The 17,534-nt window shown below is 44.6% G+C and carries 10 protein-coding genes and 1 pseudogene; 4 read left to right on the top strand and 7 right to left on the bottom strand.

Translation table 11 applies throughout. The features are described from left to right. From ACRBG0_RS11230 to ACRBG0_RS11220, 3 genes and pseudogenes are all read right to left on the bottom strand, one after another. Positions 1-644 (bottom strand): annotated as a pseudogene (locus ACRBG0_RS11230) (hypothetical protein); the annotation flags it as partial. A 46-nt stretch (positions 645-690) separates the two neighbouring features. Further along, positions 691-1,257 (bottom strand): RNA polymerase sigma factor, encoded by a 567-nt coding sequence (locus ACRBG0_RS11225; RefSeq protein WP_431486982.1) that lies wholly within the window; start codon positions 1,255-1,257, stop codon positions 691-693. 100 nt (positions 1,258-1,357) lie between these two features. Continuing rightward, positions 1,358-3,820, bottom strand: coding sequence for a DUF5916 domain-containing protein (locus tag ACRBG0_RS11220; protein WP_431486981.1), 2,463 nt, complete (start codon positions 3,818-3,820; stop codon positions 1,358-1,360). Between the two features lie 281 nt (positions 3,821-4,101). Here ACRBG0_RS11220 and ACRBG0_RS11215 point away from each other — a divergent pair, with 281 nt between their 5' ends. The 4 genes from ACRBG0_RS11215 to ACRBG0_RS11200 all read left to right on the top strand — a co-directional run bounded on the left by ACRBG0_RS11215 (position 4,102) and on the right by ACRBG0_RS11200 (position 11,010). After that, on the top strand, positions 4,102-8,136 hold the full coding sequence (locus ACRBG0_RS11215) for a tetratricopeptide repeat protein (protein ID WP_431486980.1): 4,035 nt from the start codon (positions 4,102-4,104) through the stop codon (positions 8,134-8,136). A gap of 92 nt (positions 8,137-8,228) precedes the next feature. Further along, positions 8,229-9,164 carry a glycosyltransferase family 2 protein gene (locus ACRBG0_RS11210; RefSeq protein ID WP_020537182.1) on the top strand — a complete coding sequence of 312 codons (936 nt, stop codon included), beginning with the start codon at positions 8,229-8,231 and terminating at the stop codon, positions 9,162-9,164. A gap of 123 nt (positions 9,165-9,287) precedes the next feature. Further along, positions 9,288-9,977 (top strand): helix-turn-helix transcriptional regulator, encoded by a 690-nt coding sequence (locus ACRBG0_RS11205; protein ID WP_431486979.1) that lies wholly within the window; start codon positions 9,288-9,290, stop codon positions 9,975-9,977. Between the two features lie 79 nt (positions 9,978-10,056). Continuing rightward, positions 10,057-11,010, top strand: coding sequence for an alpha/beta fold hydrolase (locus ACRBG0_RS11200; RefSeq protein ID WP_431486978.1), 954 nt, complete (start codon positions 10,057-10,059; stop codon positions 11,008-11,010). A gap of 147 nt (positions 11,011-11,157) precedes the next feature. Here ACRBG0_RS11200 and ACRBG0_RS11195 read toward each other — a convergent pair whose 3' ends face one another. From ACRBG0_RS11195 to ACRBG0_RS11180, 4 genes are all read right to left on the bottom strand, one after another. Continuing rightward, positions 11,158-14,550, bottom strand: a complete 3,393-nt coding sequence (locus ACRBG0_RS11195) for a methylmalonyl-CoA mutase family protein (protein ID WP_431486977.1) — start codon at positions 14,548-14,550, stop codon at positions 11,158-11,160. Between the two features lie 233 nt (positions 14,551-14,783). Beyond that, on the bottom strand, positions 14,784-15,611 hold the full coding sequence (locus ACRBG0_RS11190; protein WP_431486976.1) for a DUF2306 domain-containing protein: 828 nt from the start codon (positions 15,609-15,611) through the stop codon (positions 14,784-14,786). Positions 15,612-15,728: 117 nt separating this feature from the next. Beyond that, complete coding sequence (locus ACRBG0_RS11185; RefSeq protein ID WP_431486975.1) at positions 15,729-16,418, bottom strand: LytR/AlgR family response regulator transcription factor; 690 nt, start codon at positions 16,416-16,418, stop codon at positions 15,729-15,731. Next, a complete protein-coding gene (locus tag ACRBG0_RS11180; protein ID WP_431486974.1) occupies positions 16,405-17,445 on the bottom strand; it encodes a sensor histidine kinase in 1,041 nt (346 codons plus the stop codon). The genes ACRBG0_RS11185 and ACRBG0_RS11180 overlap by 14 nt, the downstream gene beginning before the upstream one ends. Between the last annotated feature and the right edge of the window lie 89 nt (positions 17,446-17,534).

The raw sequence follows: 17,534 nt of genomic DNA, 5'->3' as shown, positions 1-17,534 counted from the left end.
TCAAGTGCAGCAAGCGCTCCTTCTTTATGGAAATCATCACTTGGTGTGCTGATCGTTTCCGTTTTTTCAGCGAAGAACTGCTTGAGTTGTTGTTGTGCATCGACTTCGTAAGGAATTCGATTTAAGTCATTGGTTGGCAGCGGTTCAGCACTAGCGAAAATAGGGCGTTGAGCAGCTTCCTTAAGCTGATTAACTTCTTGGAAATATTTTATTAAATCACTGTCGCTTTTTTCAGCAGCTAAAGTATCCTCTGTTGAAGAGGGCGCAGCTTGATAATCAGAAACAGAACTACTTGCAATGGCAGAGGACCCATCCTGATCGTTAGGGGACAGTGACGGAGCAGTAGAAGCAAAAGGAATGCCAGGAGGAGGAGTTGCTGGAACAGTGGGTGCAGTAGGAAGATGCTGCCAAGCGGTAATAAAGAGCAAAAGGAGGAGCGAGAGCTCCATAATCTTGTAATGGGTAATAGCTTGTACACGTCGGCGCTCTAGTTCAAGGCGAGCAGCGAGTATTGCCCATGAATTTTGCTGATAAGGAACATGCATCCGTTGCAGGCGTTCGCCTATTTCTTCATCGAAGGCATCATTAACATCGACTTCATCAAGGCGGGCAGCCAGTTGATCCCAGCTTCCGGGTTTAAACACAGGTTTAACCTGGTTTACCTTGTTCCGAATGATTCGGTCCAAATTGTTATTTCCCTTTTCCACGTCCATGTTGTCCTTTCAGTAAAACCTGCAATTTAGATCTGGCTTTTACCAGGTTTGATCGCGAGGTACTTTCTGTAATTTTCAATTGCTCTGCGATTTCCTTGTGCGAATAACCTTCAATAACATATAGGTTAAAGACCGTTCGATAGGCTGGCGTTAGTTTTTGGATAGCAGCTAGGATTTCTTGCTCGCTACACTTGCTAATCGCGTCAGCTTCTTCGGTGCTCAAGTCAAAAGCCTGATCAATGTTTTCTGTTCGCCGACGTACTTTTCGTCGGTAATAATCAATGGCAGTATTCACCGTGATTCTGCGCATCCAAGCCCCCAAAGAGGTACCTGGTTGATATTTATTAATACTGCGGAAAATTTTAATAAAACTTTCATGCAGTAAGTCCATCGCTTCGTCCTCATGGTGCGAATAGCGCAAACAAATGGCCATCAGCGGACTGTAGAATTCTTCATACAGTACCTGCTGAGCCCACCGCTCTTTGCGGACGCAAGCGCTAATTAAGTCGCGCTCATTATAGTTGATGGACAAGGCGATTTCCATAAAACCAAGTGCTTGGGCAATGCGTAGTTAAACAACACATTGCGAGGTCCTCACCAAAGATAAACGAAAAAAGCCATTGTTACGCTGCTTGTACAAGGCTTTAACGTCTTGTCAGTGACGCATAATCTAAAAAGTAGATGACCTTTATAGAAACACTATTGTCTTGGGGGGATTGAAACAGGCCATTCAGATTGCGGAAATAATCAGGGGAAATTTCTTCGCTTTCGCTGAATAAACTGTTTTTCCAGACGACAAAAATATCAGAACCTGGGGCAAAACGCCAGCGATAGACAAGGTCTATATTGAAAGCATCAAAGTCGTTATTATGTTGGCCACGGTAGTTGGTGTCAATTAGTTGACCATCATCATCTAACTGATGAAAACGCTGATAATCCACGGTAGACCAGTAATGTCGCATCCGACAACCAAGGGTCATATTGGCATTAAAGGTATAGTTGGTTCGGAAAAAAGTCTCGACTGTTTTTCTATTACGCCGGCCAAAGAAAATATCCTTTCGGGTACTGGTTTGCCCTGAAATAGGGTCGATGACTTCGGTTTCTTGGTCATTAACATAGCCAGCATCGTTGTGACTGAGATTTTGTTCTACGCCAAGGTTGAAATTAAGACGATCACTTACCCTGAAACGAAGGCTTACTTCTCCGGAAATGTTGTTCCAGTTGTTCTCTGTGGCTGCCCAATAATCGCCGTTCAGAGAAACTCTCACTCGCTTTCGGCGATCAGATCCCATCCAGAAACCAGCACTTCCTGAAGCAGGAAGACGCCAAACACGGCCATTTTCTCTTGCTTCAAAGTAGTTGTTTTCTCGAGAAGGGGATAGGTTAAACCAAACATTGTAATTCCAGAAAGACTTACTTTCCGCGTATGTCCATACATTAAAACCCCAGCCGGTGTATACACTTGGTTTGTAGAGTCGATTGTAATTTGCAAAAAGCCCTATGCCTCCTCGATTAAACCGACCAAATGCTTCAAATTGATTATATTCTATAAAGCCACTGAAATTGCGTTCATTGTTGTTGTTTAGGAAACCGAGGTCATTGGGGTCATAGGTGTCACTTTCTTCGGAGTAGTTTAGGCCCGCTTGAATCTTGCCGCTTGTTTTTCGTAAGCGGAGAGCAGTAGTATGTCCCAGGTCGGTTTGCTCCGTGTAGTATTTCTGACTCACTGCAACACGCCCGCCAATAGAATAAGTGTTGGCTTTGTTGCGTAATAGGAAATCGGTGCCGGTAACGTTGGCATCATAGTGATCGCCTTCCCTAAGAACGGTCGTGTTAATGAGTGTAGCGTAAGAGTTGTGGGGTAAGTTTTGATCAAGGACGAGTACGTTATAATTGGTCAAAGGGTCAGAAAGGATATTTGTTTCTCCTAGTTCCGTGTCTCGAACTCTGGCATAGGTACGACCCGAAGTAGCATTGAAAAACCCTACGCCAAGGCCTTTTGCTGTGCGCCCAGAAACTTTGGTCGCATTGTAAAGTTGACTTTGTGATGGGTTGCTTAAAATATCTTCCTCTGCATATTCATCATAGATATTTCCATAATTGAGTGGTTGGCCGCCAATACGCCGGGAATAGAACAAGCCTCCTTTGTTGAAAAGTTCGGTTCCTTCTGTGAAAAAGGGTCGATTTTCGTTGAAACGAACCTCAAAAGGAGAAAGATTGAGCACTTGATTATCTGACTGTGCTTCACCAAAATCAGGAATGAGAGTCATGTCCAGCGTAAAGGCATCGGATAAGCCCCATTTGATGTCCATACCGCCGTTAAAGCTACGCCCGTAAGTGTTTACCGTTTCGGCGGAAGCATCGTGATGCTGTTGCCCATAAAAAGCAATGAACGGAGTAGCTTGTAAGCGTACAGGAGAAGAGATATTTTTTAGTCCAGTGAGGTAGCCTGCCTGGTTAAGGAAACCATTAACTTGGGGGTCAACCTCACTCCAGAAGCTTTTTTCCTGCGTAAGCGCAACAGAGCGTACCAAGTTTAGGTGCCATATTTGTTCTTCTGTTTCAGGGAAACGGAGGGCAGAATAGGGAATCATTATTTCTGCAACCCAGCCTTGACTATTGATGTTGACCTTGCTTTGCCATACGGCATCCCAGCCTTCATCTTCCCCAAAAGTAGAATATTTGGTATCGAATTGTACATTGGCAGCAGATACGATAAAACCAAAACCATTGATCCCGTCTCGGTAAGCGTCAATAATAACTCCAAACCAATCGGTATTGGCGAGATTGTCTCGTTCGGACAATTCTTTTTGAATACCAGAGGGCTTATCATCATACATCATGGCGCCAATATAGATGCCTGTATCGTCGTACAATATTCGCACTTCTGTTTTGGCACTGGCTGATTGCCCGGGAACGGGTCGGTTTTGGATAAAATCTCCTGCTGGAAGGGCATTTAACCAAGCTTCATCATCTAGTACGCCGTCAATTACGGGGGCTTGATTGGTAATTACAGCGTTTACTTCTTTTTTGTCAGGGTCAATGCCGTTGGCTGCCTGTCCCAGGATAGGCAGCAAGAGCCAAAGCAATAATGTAGGGGATTTCATGAGGTTTTGGTTTTGGATATACTAGTAGCGGGTCAATATCTAATTACGAAGAAAAAAAAAGCTATTTAGTCTTCTAAATATTTGATTCTCAAAGATGCCAACAGCCGGGTGGGTGGTGCAAAAACACTACTTTCTACAACGAGGGATACTTGTAAAGGCATAAATTCAGTTTACTAGAGGTATATGAAGGGTGGGGATTTCCCAAAACTTTGTAATTTGCCCAATGATTGCTCAATGGCTACTAAACAAAGCCAGCACGAAGAGATACCTTAATAGCGACGGTGAAGCATCTTATTCCATACTTTATTCATGAGCGCCTATTGGCGAACGAACAGCAAGGAGATTTGCGTGCGTTCACCTTGTTTATTGATTTAAAGGGTTTTACACCGTTGACCGAAGGGCTGATGCGCGAAGGTAATGCCGGAGCAGAACGACTTTCTATCGTTCTAAACGAAATCTTTGAACCCCTTATTCGCCTGGTTTACGCCCGTGGTGGCTTTATCCCTTACTTTGCGGGTGATGCCTTCACGGCGATATTTCCGGCGGAAGATGAACGACAAAGTGCAGAAGCACTCATCCAAACAGCGGCCATGGCACGCGCCTTGTTTCAGCGACGGAAGAACCGTTTTGGAAACTTTACGATCGGCCTCAAGTTTGGTTTGAGCTTTGGCGATGTGGAGTGGGGTATTGTTGGTTCCGACCCGAAGGGTTTTTATTTCCGAGGACAACCCGTTGATAGTTGTGCTTATTGTCAGACGCTGGCAGAGAATCAGGATATCGTTATTGATGGTTCTCTTTTACGGCGTTTGCCAGATCATACACTCGAGTTAGATCCTGTGGGTGAAGATGCTTACCGGGTGACGAGCACCATTAATATTACAGGTTTTCCTCCGCCATTAGAATGCGATGAGTTAGACCGAGAGACGGCTTTGATATTTTTACCTGAAGCGGTAGTAGACTACAAGCAGGAAGGTGAATTTCGACCAGTAGTTTCCATTTTCTTATCTTTTGACGGTGTTAGTAATCATGAGGAACTCAATGAGTTTTCGGAGATTGTTTTGCGGCAAACGGCAACATTTTCTGGTTATTTTAAGGAAATAGACTTTGGAGATAAAGGGGGCGTCATTACCATCTTTTTTGGTGCTCCTGTGGCTTTTGAAAATAATGTTGATCGTGCGCTGGAATTTTTGCTTAGTCTGAGAGAGAGACTCCGGCCTACCCAAGAAAAGCATGACTGGAAAATCAGGGCCGGAATGACGGTAGGTAATGCCTATACCGGTATTGTTGGAGGTTACGAACGTTGTCAGTACGCTTGTGTTGGTAACCGAGTCAACTTGGCTGCCCGTTTGATGACCAATGCAGAATGGGGAGAGTTTTTCGCTGATGAAGAGATTCAAAAAGCTAGTAGCTTTCGGTTTTTGCATACTGGAAATATCAAATACAAAGGGATCAAAGGGAATGTACCTACCTATAAATTACTAGGGCGTAATTTCAATGTTAAGCCTACTTATACAGGGAAGTTGATTGCCCGGGATGAGGAGCTTAAAAAAATAATTGATTTTGCGGAGCCGCTTTTTGAACACAGTAATGCTGGAGTCGCATATATTTTTGGAGAAGCTGGTGTTGGTAAAAGCCGATTGACTTTTGAATTGCGCAATCTTCTTTTAGATGGTAATCGTCTTCAGTGGTTTGTATGCCAGGCTGATCAGATTTTGCACAAGCCTTTCAACCCGTTTCTCTATTTTCTGCAAAATTATTTTGAGCAATCGCCCGAAGAAAATGACTTTACGAACCGGCTCAATTTTAACAACCGTTTTAGGCTACTGAGGGAACAACTTATCGAGCTTAATACGGAGGGGGTAGAGCTTACCCTCCGAGAGTTGGAAAGAACCCGACCGGTGTTGATTGCATTACTGGGGCTTTCTTCCGAAAATTCCCTGTGGGAGCAATTGGATGCCAAAGGGCGTTATCAAAATACCATTTGGTCGATCATTAATTTACTGATTGCCGAAAGCCAGTTGAAACCATTGATTGTTGAGCTGGAAGATAGCCATTGGTTGGATGATAGTTCAGCGGAGTTGCTACAGGAACTCACCCGACAGATGCCTCACTATCCATTGTTTCTACTGATTACTTCCAGGTACAACGATGAGGGATCTAAACCATATCCGTTAACACCAACTACTGTTGCTCGATTGGAGCTCCCGTATTTGGAAATAGAGCTAAAAAATCTACCGGAAGAAAGTGTACGTGTATTTGCCGAGTCGATACTTGGTGGGCCTATTTCTGAGGCATTTCACGCTATGCTCATTCGAACGACGAATAATAACCCGTTTTACCTGGAGCAGATTTTAGAGTATTTCACCGAGAGTGGTTTACTCACTCAAGATGAAGATAAATGGACGATCAAGGACGAAAATGTCAAGTTGTCTAATTCTATCAATGCCATCCTTACGGCAAGGATAGATCGTTTGTCCGAGCAGGTAAGAGAAACTGTAAAGGCGGCGGCAGTAATTGGCCGCGAATTTGACATTCCTATTTTGTCAGAAGTTATGCGTGCCCAGGGTTTATTTGCAGATCGTTATCTGGATAGTGCAGCATTGCTGAAAGAAGAAATAAAATCGGCGGAGCAGGTGCAGATTTGGATGGCGATGAATGAGTTGCGGTATATTTTCCGGCATAGCCTGTTGCGTGAAGCGGTGTATAGTATGCAGCTGCAAACACGCCTCAAGCAGTTACATCGCTTAATTGCGGAGGCTATTGAAAGAATTTATCCCTGGCAATTAGAGAGCCGCTACGTTGACCTGGCTTTTCATTATGAACAGGCGGGCGTATTTAATAAAACCTGTGAATACTTACGTAAAGCAGCTGATCACGCGCGTAATAACTACCAGAACCAATTAGCGCTGGAATACTATGAAAAACTGCTCAGTTATCTTGGTGCCAAGGCGGATAGTGCGGATGAAATACAGACCCATTTAAAGCGAGGAAAGTTACTACAACTCATCGGCAATTGGAAGGAGAGTGAGGAAGCTTTCCGTCGTTCGCTGGAATTGGCAAAGAGTTCAAGGGATGTGGTGATGATTGGGGAGGCCAATAATCATTTGGGGCATCTACTGCTACTTAGAGGCGAATACGACAAAGCTGCATCTTACCTCAATACAGCTGCAGGTTTATTTGAATCAATTGATGACAAGATTGGTTTTGCTAAAGTTAATGGTCACTTGGGGAATCTTCATCTTCGGCTGGGGGAGTACCCTGAAGCGCAAGAGTGTTTTGAACGCAGCTTGGATTCGGGCTACGGTACGGGTGCTTCTACGGGGAGTGCACAGGTGGTAGCGAACCTGGCTCTTACGCACATGAACCAGGGACAACTGGAAGAAGGAATTGCTGTTGTGCAAAAACAACTGCCACTACATCGCCAACGCAATGATAAGCAAGGTATGGCGGTCTTACTGGTCAACCTGGGAATTGTCCAATACGAGAAAGGCGACTATTCTGATGCTGGAGAAAGCTATGAAGAAGGCTTGAAATTAGCGGAAGAACTAGGAAATAAACAACTCGTCTCTATTGCGATGGGGTCGTTAGGTTTAGTCATTCAACAGCAAGGGGATTATGAGCGAGCGATGGACCTTTTTCGCAGAGACCTCCAGTTGACAGAAGAGCTCGGTGATAAACAAGGCATAGCAATTGCACTGGGCCTTGTTGGTGATTTACTCAAGCTGGTAGGAGATTTTTATCCGGCCGTAGAGTATATGCAAAAGAACTTGATGCTTTGCGAAGAACTAGGCTATCAGAAGGGAATCGCTAAGGCGGTTAATACCCTGGGAGATATCTTTTTCTTTACCGAGGAATACGATCGAAGCCTACATTTCTATGATCGGGCGATTGAAGTAACTCGGAAGATCAATCACAAAATTGTTCTCTGTTCCAGTCTGATAGAGAAGGGGCTCGTTTTGATAAAAGTTAAACGGGTAGCGGAGTTGTTAGAAGTAGAAAAAGAAGCAATGGCGCTGGCAAAAGAATTAGGAAACCCTGATCTTATTTTTAATGCTTGTGCTTTGGAAATACGTGCTTTATACCTGCATGGTCATACAAACGAGGCATTGTTATTACTAGATGATTTAAAAAAACGGCCCCTCAGTACAGAGCAGCAAGCTGAGGCTGCTTATATTCGTTTCATACTCCTACCTGTTGATAAAACAGCTCGTGATTTGGCTATACGCTTGTTCGAAGAACTTTACGCAGCAACCCCTCAGTATCTCTATAAAACAAGGCTGGAAAAGCTCAGGAAAGAGCGTGGGGCGAATGGATAATTGAAGCTTAAAGGTTCTTGGATGCCCAGGAAGCCTTTTAAAAGCAGAAAAATTCAGACCTTTGTCTTTTTCTTAGCGATGATATCCACCTTATGTCAATAAAGTTATCGGTAATAGTTACGGTCTTCAATGAAGAAGAAAATGTAGTGCCATTGATCCAAAAAATCAAAACGGCTCTAAAAGATGTTGAGTACGAATTGATCTATGTTGATGATGGTTCTACTGATCGGACGCTGAAAACATTACGAAAGGAGCTGTATAAGCGGCTTGTGATTGTAGAGTTTAGGCGTAACTATGGCCAAAGTGCAGCCTTAATGGCCGGGATTGATGTGGCACAAGGCGAGTTTATCGCTACAATGGATGGTGATTTGCAAAATGATCCTGATGATTTGCCCAAGATGCTAGCCATGGCCGAAGCCGAAGAATTGGACATGGTCGCAGGTGAGCGTGCTAACCGGCAGGACGGAATGTTCTTACGTAAAATTCCCAGCTGGATTGCCAACTACATTATCCGTACTTCTTCTGGTGTGCATTTACGCGATTATGGCTGTGCAATTAGGGTTATGCGTGCCGAGGTTGCCAAAGATTTAGGTTTGTACGGAGAGCTACACCGCTTTATCCCTGTACTGGTGAGTTTGGAGACTTCGAGGATACAGCAAATCCCCGTCAAGCACCACGCCCGGCAGTTTGGAGAGAGTAAATATGGCTTGGGGCGGACTTTCAAAGTTGTCAGTGATTTACTTTTGATGCTTTTCTTTAAGCGTTACCTCGCCCGCCCAATGCACCTGTTTGGCAATTCGGGTATTATCATGTTTCTAGTAGGTGTGTTGATTAATCTCTATCTTTTGGGCCTCAAAGTTATGGGCCAGGATATTTGGGGGAAACCCTTGATGATCCTGGGGTTGATTCTTCTTTTAGGCGGAATTCAATTCATAACCATCGGTATTGTGGTAGAAATCCAGGTGCGTACCTATTATGAATCGCAGGGAAAGCGGCCATACAGTATTCGGCAGATTTTTCGGGCGTAGTCGCTGGTATAACTTCACTATACAAGGGAGAAAGTAGATGTTGTTTGGTATAACATCCGGTGAGGGGTTTATTAAAACCTCAGTACCCTATACCTTAGTTGTAAGTCGTTTAAAAAAACTAAAATGCAAGGAGATGATATCAAGAGAATTTCAAGGCTGACTGCAATTCTGACTCTATTGCAAACAAAAGGAAGGTTGACAGCGACAAGTCTTTCTGAAAAATTCGGTGTCAGCAAACGAACTATTTACAGAGACTTAAAAACATTAGAGAGAGCAGGTGTACCTATTTTGACCGAAAAGGAAAAAGGATACACTTTGGTGGATGGTTATAATATACCACCGGTAATGTTTACCGAAAAACAAGCAAATGCCTTAATACTAGCAGAACAGCTGGTATTGAAAAACAAGGATGCCTCATTTGTCAAGGATTATTCGGAGGCAATTGATAAAATAAAATCAATTCTCAAATATAAGATCAAAGACAAAGCAAATTTACTTGTTAATAGAACTCAGTATAACGAAGTCAAAAATCAAGAAAGGAATAGTAGTAGTTTGTCGGATTTGCAAAATGCACTTACCAATTATAAGCTTGTCAAGATAGAATATATTAATAAGGAGGAAACGGTAACGAACAGATTGATAGAGCCGTTTGCACTATTAAGTACCGAAAATTGGTATTTGGTTGCAATGTGTCGTTTACGTAAAGAATTTCGATTTTTTCGATTAGACCGAATTCAAAAAATAGAAATTCTCTCTGAAAAATTTGAACCTCACAATATGACGTTACAAGAGTATTTTGACCAATACCATTAATCTTCAGGAACAGGTGACATAGGGTTGTCACTCGTCAGGTATAAGTTTGCAGCATTAATTAATCTTTATGATAAGTAAAATGGCAAACGTATTTAATTCTATACCCGAGGTAACCGATTTTCCCAAGCCAACCTTTGTTTCAGTCAGGGATGTGCAACTAGAGGTCTTTGAGGCAGGTCGAGAAAATGAAGGAAACCCTATTGTACTCTGCCATGGCTTTCCAGAACATGCCTTTTCTTGGCGTCATCAAGTACCCGCTCTTGTCGCGGCGGGCTTCCACGTTATTGTTCCTAATCAACGCGGTTATGGTAACTCATCCCATCCGACGGAGGTAACCGATTATGACATTGAACACTTGACAGGAGACCTCGTAGCACTTCTCGATCACTACGGATACGAAGATGCTATTTTTGTCGGTCATGATTGGGGAGCAAATGTTGTTTGGAGACTGGCACAGTTACATCCAAAACGGGTAAATAAAGTGATAAACTTGGCTTTACCCTATCAAGAGCGTGGAGAAAGACCATGGATTGAGTTGATGGAAGCGATATTTGGCGGAGACTTTTATTTTGTTCACTTCAATAGAAAGCCGGGTGTTGCAGATGCTATATTGGCTGAAAACACATCCCGGTTTCTTCGTAACCTGTTCCGCAAGAACGTACCACTCGCGCCGCCGGAACCAGGAATGCTGATGATTAACCTTGCAAGAGCAGCAAAACCATTTGGTGATCCGATAATGAGCGAGCGCGAACTTTCCGTTTTCGTTTCTGCCTTCGAATCATCAGGGTTTACAGGGGCTATAAATTGGTACAGAAACCTTGATCGAAACTGGCACTTACTTGCGGAGGTGAATCCAATTATTCAACACCCCACTCTCATGATTTATGGCGAACGGGATATGATTCCAAAGTTTGAAAAACTACCGGAGTTCGTGCCTAATGTGGAAGTGATCAGTCTGGATTGTGGTCATTGTATTCAGCAAGAGATGCCAGAAGAAACAAACCAAGCGATTTTAAAATGGCTAGAACGATAGGTATGATGTAAGACTCCCTTCGGTCGCGTTCTGCATATCATTCTATGATACCAAGTAGGTGAGGCTTGCCTAGACATTTCGTGCTTTTCAGAAATACCAAAAGGCAAGCCTCATTATACATCCATTACTAAATGGTTTGGATATAGTTTACATATTCCTCCGGTATTGCCCACCTACCTGATAAAGCGCGTGAGTAATTTGCCCTAAAGAACAGAACTTGGTAGCTTCCAATAATTCATCGAAGAGGTTTTCGTTGGCAACGGCTGCATCCTGGAGACGTTTCAATGCTGCGGCGCCTTCTTGCTTACTAGCGCTTTTAAGGCGCTCTAAGGTGGCAATCTGTTGCTCCTTCTCTTCAGTAGTGGCCCGGATGACTTCACCGGGAGTGATAGTTGGTGAACCTTCTTTACTGAGGAAGGTATTGACGCCGATAATTGGTAGCTCTCCGGTATGCTTCAACATCTCGTAGTGCATACTTTCTTCCTGGATTTTATTCCGCTGGTACATGGTCTCCATGGCGCCCAGTACGCCACCTCGTTCGGTGATGCGATCAAATTCCATCAGTACCGCCTCTTCTACCAAGTCGGTCAATTCTTCAATGATGAAACTGCCTTGGAGTGGGTTCTCGTTTTTGGCCATGCCCAACTCGTGATTGATAATCATCTGAATGGCTACTGCCCGGCGTACGCTATTCTCCGTTGGCGTAGTGATGGCCTCATCATAAGCATTGGTATGAAGGCTGTTACAATTGTCGTAAATGGCATAAAGTGCCTGAAGCGTCGTACGGATATCATTGAAGTCAATCTCCTGTGCGTGTAAACTACGGCCACTGGTTTGAATGTGATACTTCAGCTTCTGACTCCGATCATTGGCGTTGTATTTCTGCTTCATGGCTTTCGCCCAAATGCGGCGTGCCACTCGGCCAATAACGGCGTATTCAGCATCCACACCATTGCTAAAGAAGAACGATAAGTTGGGTGCGAAATCGTCGATATTCATCCCTCGTGAGAGGTAATATTCCACGAAAGTGAAACCATTGGACAAAGTAAAGGCAAGCTGCGAAATCGGATTGGCCCCCGCTTCTGCGATGTGATAACCGGAGATAGAAACAGAATAAAAATTGCGCACGCCATGCTCAATAAAGGAAGCCTGAACATCGCCCATCAGTTTGAGTGAAAACTCGGTACTGAAGATGCAAGTGTTCTGCGCCTGATCCTCCTTGAGAATATCAGCCTGAACAGTGCCACGTACAGAGCGGAGTGCTTTAGCTCTGAGTTCAGCGTATACTTTTGGATCGAGCACCTGGTCGCCAGTAAGGCCCAAGAGCATCAAGCCCAAGCCATTGTTTCCTTCTGGTAAATCGCCGTAATAAACCGGGCGATCTAGTCCCTGGTCATCATATAGTTCTTTAAATTTGGCTTCTACCTGGTCTTCAAGACCGTGCTCTTTGATGTACAATTCACATTGCTGATCAACCGCTGCATTCATAAAGAAAGCACAAATGGTAGCCGCGGGCCCGTTAATGGTCATGGATACCGAAGTGCGTGGGTCACAAAGGTCAAAACCGGAGTAGAGTTTCTTGGCATCATCGAGGCAGCAGACGCTTACGCCGGAGTTGCCCACTTTACCGTAAATGTCGGGCCGATAATCAGGGTCTTCGCCATAAAGTGTCACGGAGTCAAAAGCGGTAGACAAGCGCGCGGCCGGCATTCCAGAAGAAAGGTAATGGAAGCGCTTGTTGGTGCGTTCGGGGCCTCCCTCACCGGCAAACATACGGGTAGGGTCTTCGCCTTTTCGCTTAAAAGGGAATACACCAGCAGCGTAGGGAAACTCTCCGGGTACATTCTCCTGGAGACTCCACTGAAGGATGTCGCCCCAGGAACGGTATTTCGGTAAGCTTACTCGGGGCACTTTGGTGTTGGAAAGCGTTTGGGTGAAAGTTGGCACTTTGATATCACGACCCCGCACTTGATAAGTATATTCGTCGGCAGTGTAGCGTTGTACTTTAGACTCCCACTCTTCGAGTAGATGCCAGTTATGACCATCGAGGTCACGTTTGATTTCTTCCTTGAGGTTTTCTAAATCTTCTGTGCGCTCCGGGTCGTCTTTAGCGACCGACCGCAGGGTGTCAATGGTCTGCTGGATGCTGTAAAGACGATCTGCAATGTCTGCCTGATCTTGTGCCCATTGGTTGTAAGAGCGGATACTCTCGGAAATCTCAGAAAGGTAGCGAACGCGTGCAGGAGGAATGATAAATATTTTTTCGCTTTCACCCAAGGCGCTTCCACTGCTGGCTGCCGCCAGGGTTGTACCACAGCGCTCATCTACTTTGGCAAGTAAAGATTGGTACAAGGCATTGACACCTGGATCATTAAACTGACTGGCAATCGCACCGTAAACGGGCATTTCTTCCAAAGGCTGGTCCCAAAGCTGGTGATTGCGCTGATACTGTTTCTTGACGGAGCGGAGAGCGTCGAGGGCTCCTCGCTTATCGAATTTATTTACGGCAATAATGTCCGCAAAATCCAGCATGTCGATTTTTTCCAGCTGGGTAGCGGCACCAAATTCAGGCGTCATCACATAAAGGGAAACGTCAGAGTGGTCGATGATTTCCGTATCAGATTGGCCAATGCCGGAAGTTTCCAGAATGACGAGGTCATAGCCCGCCACTTTAAGGATATCTACGGCAGACTGTACGTGTGCCGAAAGTGCCAGGTTACTCTGACGGGTTGCCAGGGAGCGCATATACACACGGTCTCCCGCGATGGCGGGGCTCACGGCGTTCATTCGTATGCGGTCACCAAGAAGGGCACCGCCGGTACGCCGCTTAGACGGGTCGACAGAAATAATGCCCAAGGTCTTTTCCGGGAAATCGCGTAAAAAACGACGAATGAGCTCGTCAACAAGGCTTGATTTTCCAGCGCCACCAGTGCCGGTAATTCCTAGGACTGGTGTTTTGATAGCGGTTGCTTTTTCCTGTATGTCCTTTAGCCAGGTAGCGTTTGCATCTGGGTAGTTTTCCGCAGCGGTGATCAGTCGAGCAACAGCCGTAGCTTTACGTGAGGTGAATTCTTTCACTTCTCCGTTGAGCTGCTCTCCGAGGGGATAATCTGCTTTGCTTAAAACATCGTTGATCATACCCTGTAAGCCGAGGGTACGACCATCGTCTGGTGCGTAGATGCGATCGATGCCGTAAGCGTGTAACTCTTCGATCTCGGAAGGTAGGATAGTTCCGCCACCGCCACCAACAATCTTGATATGACTAGCGCCACGTTCTTCCAGCAAGTCGTGCATATACTTGAAAAACTCGGTATGTCCGCCCTGGTAAGAGGTGATAGCAATGGCCTGCGCATCTTCTTGAATGGCGGTCTCCACAATATCCTGCACAGAGCGGTTGTGGCCCAAGTGGATAATCTCTGCCCCGCTGGATTGCATAATTCGGCGCATGATATTAATAGCTGCATCATGGCCATCAAAAAGGCTGGCGGCGGTGACAATGCGAATTTTGTGCTGCGGTTGGTAGGGAGCTACTTGCTGCATCAGTTGCGGTATTGGTTAGGACAGTCTAATACTTGCTCAACAAACAGTTCGAGCAAGGGTTCTAATTTGGTGGCGCAAAGATATGCAATTGGAGTAAGTACCTCCCTACTTGATCGTATCAAAGAAGGGTTTTCTTATAAAACACACTTACATATACGAGGATTTTAAAAGAAGCCTTTGTATGTTCTTATGTGAACTTAAGTGATTCAAGATAAAAAATCCCTACTCCCGTATCAAAGATGAGGTGCCCAAAACACTAAGGCTATCATAACAATCCCCCCTATCATCAATAGACTTAATCCAATAAGTGCCCCAGCTCCGAACTGCTTTACGCGCAAGCTGGAATGTCGTTTGGCATAAAAATAGGCTTCAAGAATGAGCAAAGGAACCAGCGAGTGGGCAAAGCTGAGGAAAATATCAAATGGCCCGTTGAGGTTGCCATTGGTGCCAGGTGCAGTAAAGCCCGTTATTAAAATCCAGATACCATAGCCCAGGCGGAAAAACCATACGCCGCTCACCATCAAGAATGCCCGAATCGCCCATTTTTTGTGTGCAACAAAGTCTCTTTGCATGGCTGTTCGCCAGGCCAAAACGGAAAACCAGATAATCAAACTTGCGTTGAGTGTATTTCCTAGCAAACCCGTAATTCCACCATGAGCACCTCTGGTATAAATCATGTACAAGCCAGCAAGAGTGACCACAAAAGCAGTGAGGTAAAATATGCGGCCATTCCAGCGATGGAACAAAGGAAAGTGCTTTCTGATGGCGGTAGAAAACTGAAGCGGACCGCCAAAAGTGACAACTATAGCCAGTGCTAAATGTATGCCTAGCATCAGGTTGCCCATGCTGTCTCCTTTTATGATGCCGTGACCCAGGGCTTCATTAACTTTTTCGTACTCACCACTCACGGCAATACCTCCGTAGAAAGCGACAATATAATACACAAACATCCATTGGCCGATAACGGCGATGGCAAATAGGACTTGACTGAGTTTTTTAAGGCGCTTGTTCGCTTTCGCTAATTGGTCTGCTTGCTGCGCTGTTTGAAGATCGGAAACCATTCTATATGCTTTTGAGGGTTTTCAAAAGCCAAGATTAGATGCTTTAGACGCGAACAGCAAAGAGGATACACCAAATGGAGGAATGTGTCTGCAAGGAAGCGTTTTTTATCTGCCAATTTATCCCTTGATTCTTGCTAGAAAAGCCTCTCTGTAAGTGGCAGAGATTGGAATCCGCTGATCAGCAATTAAAATTCTACCTCGTTCAATGGCATCAATTTTTGCAATGGCTACCATATAGGACTTGTGAACGCGAGAAATAAGATGGGCTGGCAACATTTGTTCCAGTTCACCGAAGTTTTGCAAGGTCATTATTTTTTTGTCTACACAGTGGATTCTGCGATAATCGCGCATTCCTTCGATATATAGGATGTTTGCTACCAGTATTTTTTCAAGACGGTTTTCTGTTTTTACAAAAATGAACTCAATGGTTGTTTGGGGCGTGCGATTAGCCAGATTTTCCTGGGCTTTGTTGGCGGCTTGCAGGAAGCGCTGAAAGGTAAACGGCTTCAATAGGTAATCGGTTACATTGAGTTCGAAACCTTTGAGGGCGTACTGCTGGTAAGCGGTGGTGATGATAACCTGACTGGAGATAGCAGTACTTTCCAATAACTCTATTCCTGATAGCTCGTCCATATTGATATCAAGAAAAAGAATGTCGACGGTGTGAGTCTGTAGGTAGCTCAGGCCAGCGAGTGCATCTTCAAATGTCTGATCTAACTGCAGAAAGGGGACTTTTTCTACGTATCCTTTGGTTCGTTCCAGTGCCAAAGGTTCGTCTTCTATGATGATACATTTATACCGCTGCATGGAAGAGCTTTAGTTCTACTGTGTAATACCCATCCTGTTGGTCAATATGAAGGCGGTGTTTTTTAGGGTAGAGTAAATTCAAACGTTTTTCAATAAGGCCATTTCCCAGTCCGTTATGCCCATTAGAAGGGGCGTTCTGTGGAGTGAATTTATTTTGACAGCTAAATAGAATAGCTTCTTTTTCAATTTGAATCTTGATAGCTACCGCTTCCTTCGTTTTTTTGTTTCCGGTATGCTTAAACGCATTTTCAATAAAAGGGATAAAGATCATAGGAGCGACCTTTCTGTTGGCGGGGGTACCCTCGACTTGATAATTTACGTAATTGCTATTTGCGGTTCTGATTTGTTGCAGTTGAACATATTTTTCAATGTATGCTAATTCTTGCGCCAGGGGAATAGCTTCTGCTTTGGTTTCGTAGAGCATAAAGCGCATCATGTCTGATAGCTTAATCAGGTAGTTGGAGGCCAATTCAGGATCTTTCGCAATCAGTACATCAATATTATTAATGGTATTGAAGAGAAAATGTGGGTCGAGTTGTGCTTTAACCAGCGCCAGCTCCATTTGATGATTCTTTTCTACCAACTCTTCTTTTAGCTTTAGCTCATCAAACCAGGTCAGAAAACCTTTGATGACCAGGGCAATAATCCCGAAAACGAGCGCTATTGCAAACATAAAGCCCAAAGCGTAAGGCAGGCCTTGTTGAATACACCCCAGCGCTATAGAGGAAGTGAGCGCTACAAAAAGCACGCCTATCGCCACCGCCCCCACCGCAATCAATAGCCCTCCAGTAACGGCTTGGAATACTTTTTGCTTTTGTAGGTAGTGATTAAAAAGATGATAGAAACAAGCATAGAAAGAAACGACGGCAGGAACGACGGCTCCTCCTGTAACAAAAGAAAAATAATAGCGGCCATCCCCCACTTCGAAACCCTCTCCTTGGGTTCCAAGGAAAAACACGATCAGCACCAGTACCAAGTACCCAAGCCAAAACCCTAAATGGAGTAATGTGTAAATTGATTTCTTCATTATTTTTCAAAAGTAAGGCTTTTGAAGGAAGTGCAACTAATATTCTGTCAGCTACCCTACGAACGCTGATTCTTTAGAGCATATCAATG

Origin of the sequence: Lewinella sp., assembly GCF_050633125.1 — a bacterium.
In the GTDB taxonomy this organism is placed as follows: domain Bacteria; phylum Bacteroidota; class Bacteroidia; order Chitinophagales; family Saprospiraceae; genus Lewinella.
This window is presented reverse-complemented; position numbering and strand designations above follow the sequence as displayed.

What these genes read in the sequence shown, in the direction of transcription:
- ACRBG0_RS11205 (WP_431486979.1), top strand. Translation starts at nt 9,288, where the DNA reads ATGCAAGGAGATGATATCAAGAGAATTTCAAGGCTGACTGCAATTCTG.
- ACRBG0_RS11195 (WP_431486977.1), bottom strand. Translation starts at nt 14,550, where the DNA reads ATGCAGCAAGTAGCTCCCTACCAACCGCAGCACAAAATTCGCATTGTC.
- ACRBG0_RS11180 (WP_431486974.1), bottom strand. Translation starts at nt 17,445, where the DNA reads ATGAAGAAATCAATTTACACATTACTCCATTTAGGGTTTTGGCTTGGG.
- ACRBG0_RS11220 (WP_431486981.1), bottom strand. Translation starts at nt 3,820, where the DNA reads ATGAAATCCCCTACATTATTGCTTTGGCTCTTGCTGCCTATCCTGGGA.
- ACRBG0_RS11225 (WP_431486982.1), bottom strand. Translation starts at nt 1,257, where the DNA reads ATGGAAATCGCCTTGTCCATCAACTATAATGAGCGCGACTTAATTAGC.
- ACRBG0_RS11190 (WP_431486976.1), bottom strand. Translation starts at nt 15,611, where the DNA reads ATGGTTTCCGATCTTCAAACAGCGCAGCAAGCAGACCAATTAGCGAAA.
- ACRBG0_RS11210 (WP_020537182.1), top strand. Translation starts at nt 8,229, where the DNA reads ATGTCAATAAAGTTATCGGTAATAGTTACGGTCTTCAATGAAGAAGAA.
- ACRBG0_RS11200 (WP_431486978.1), top strand. Translation starts at nt 10,057, where the DNA reads ATGGCAAACGTATTTAATTCTATACCCGAGGTAACCGATTTTCCCAAG.
- ACRBG0_RS11185 (WP_431486975.1), bottom strand. Translation starts at nt 16,418, where the DNA reads ATGCAGCGGTATAAATGTATCATCATAGAAGACGAACCTTTGGCACTG.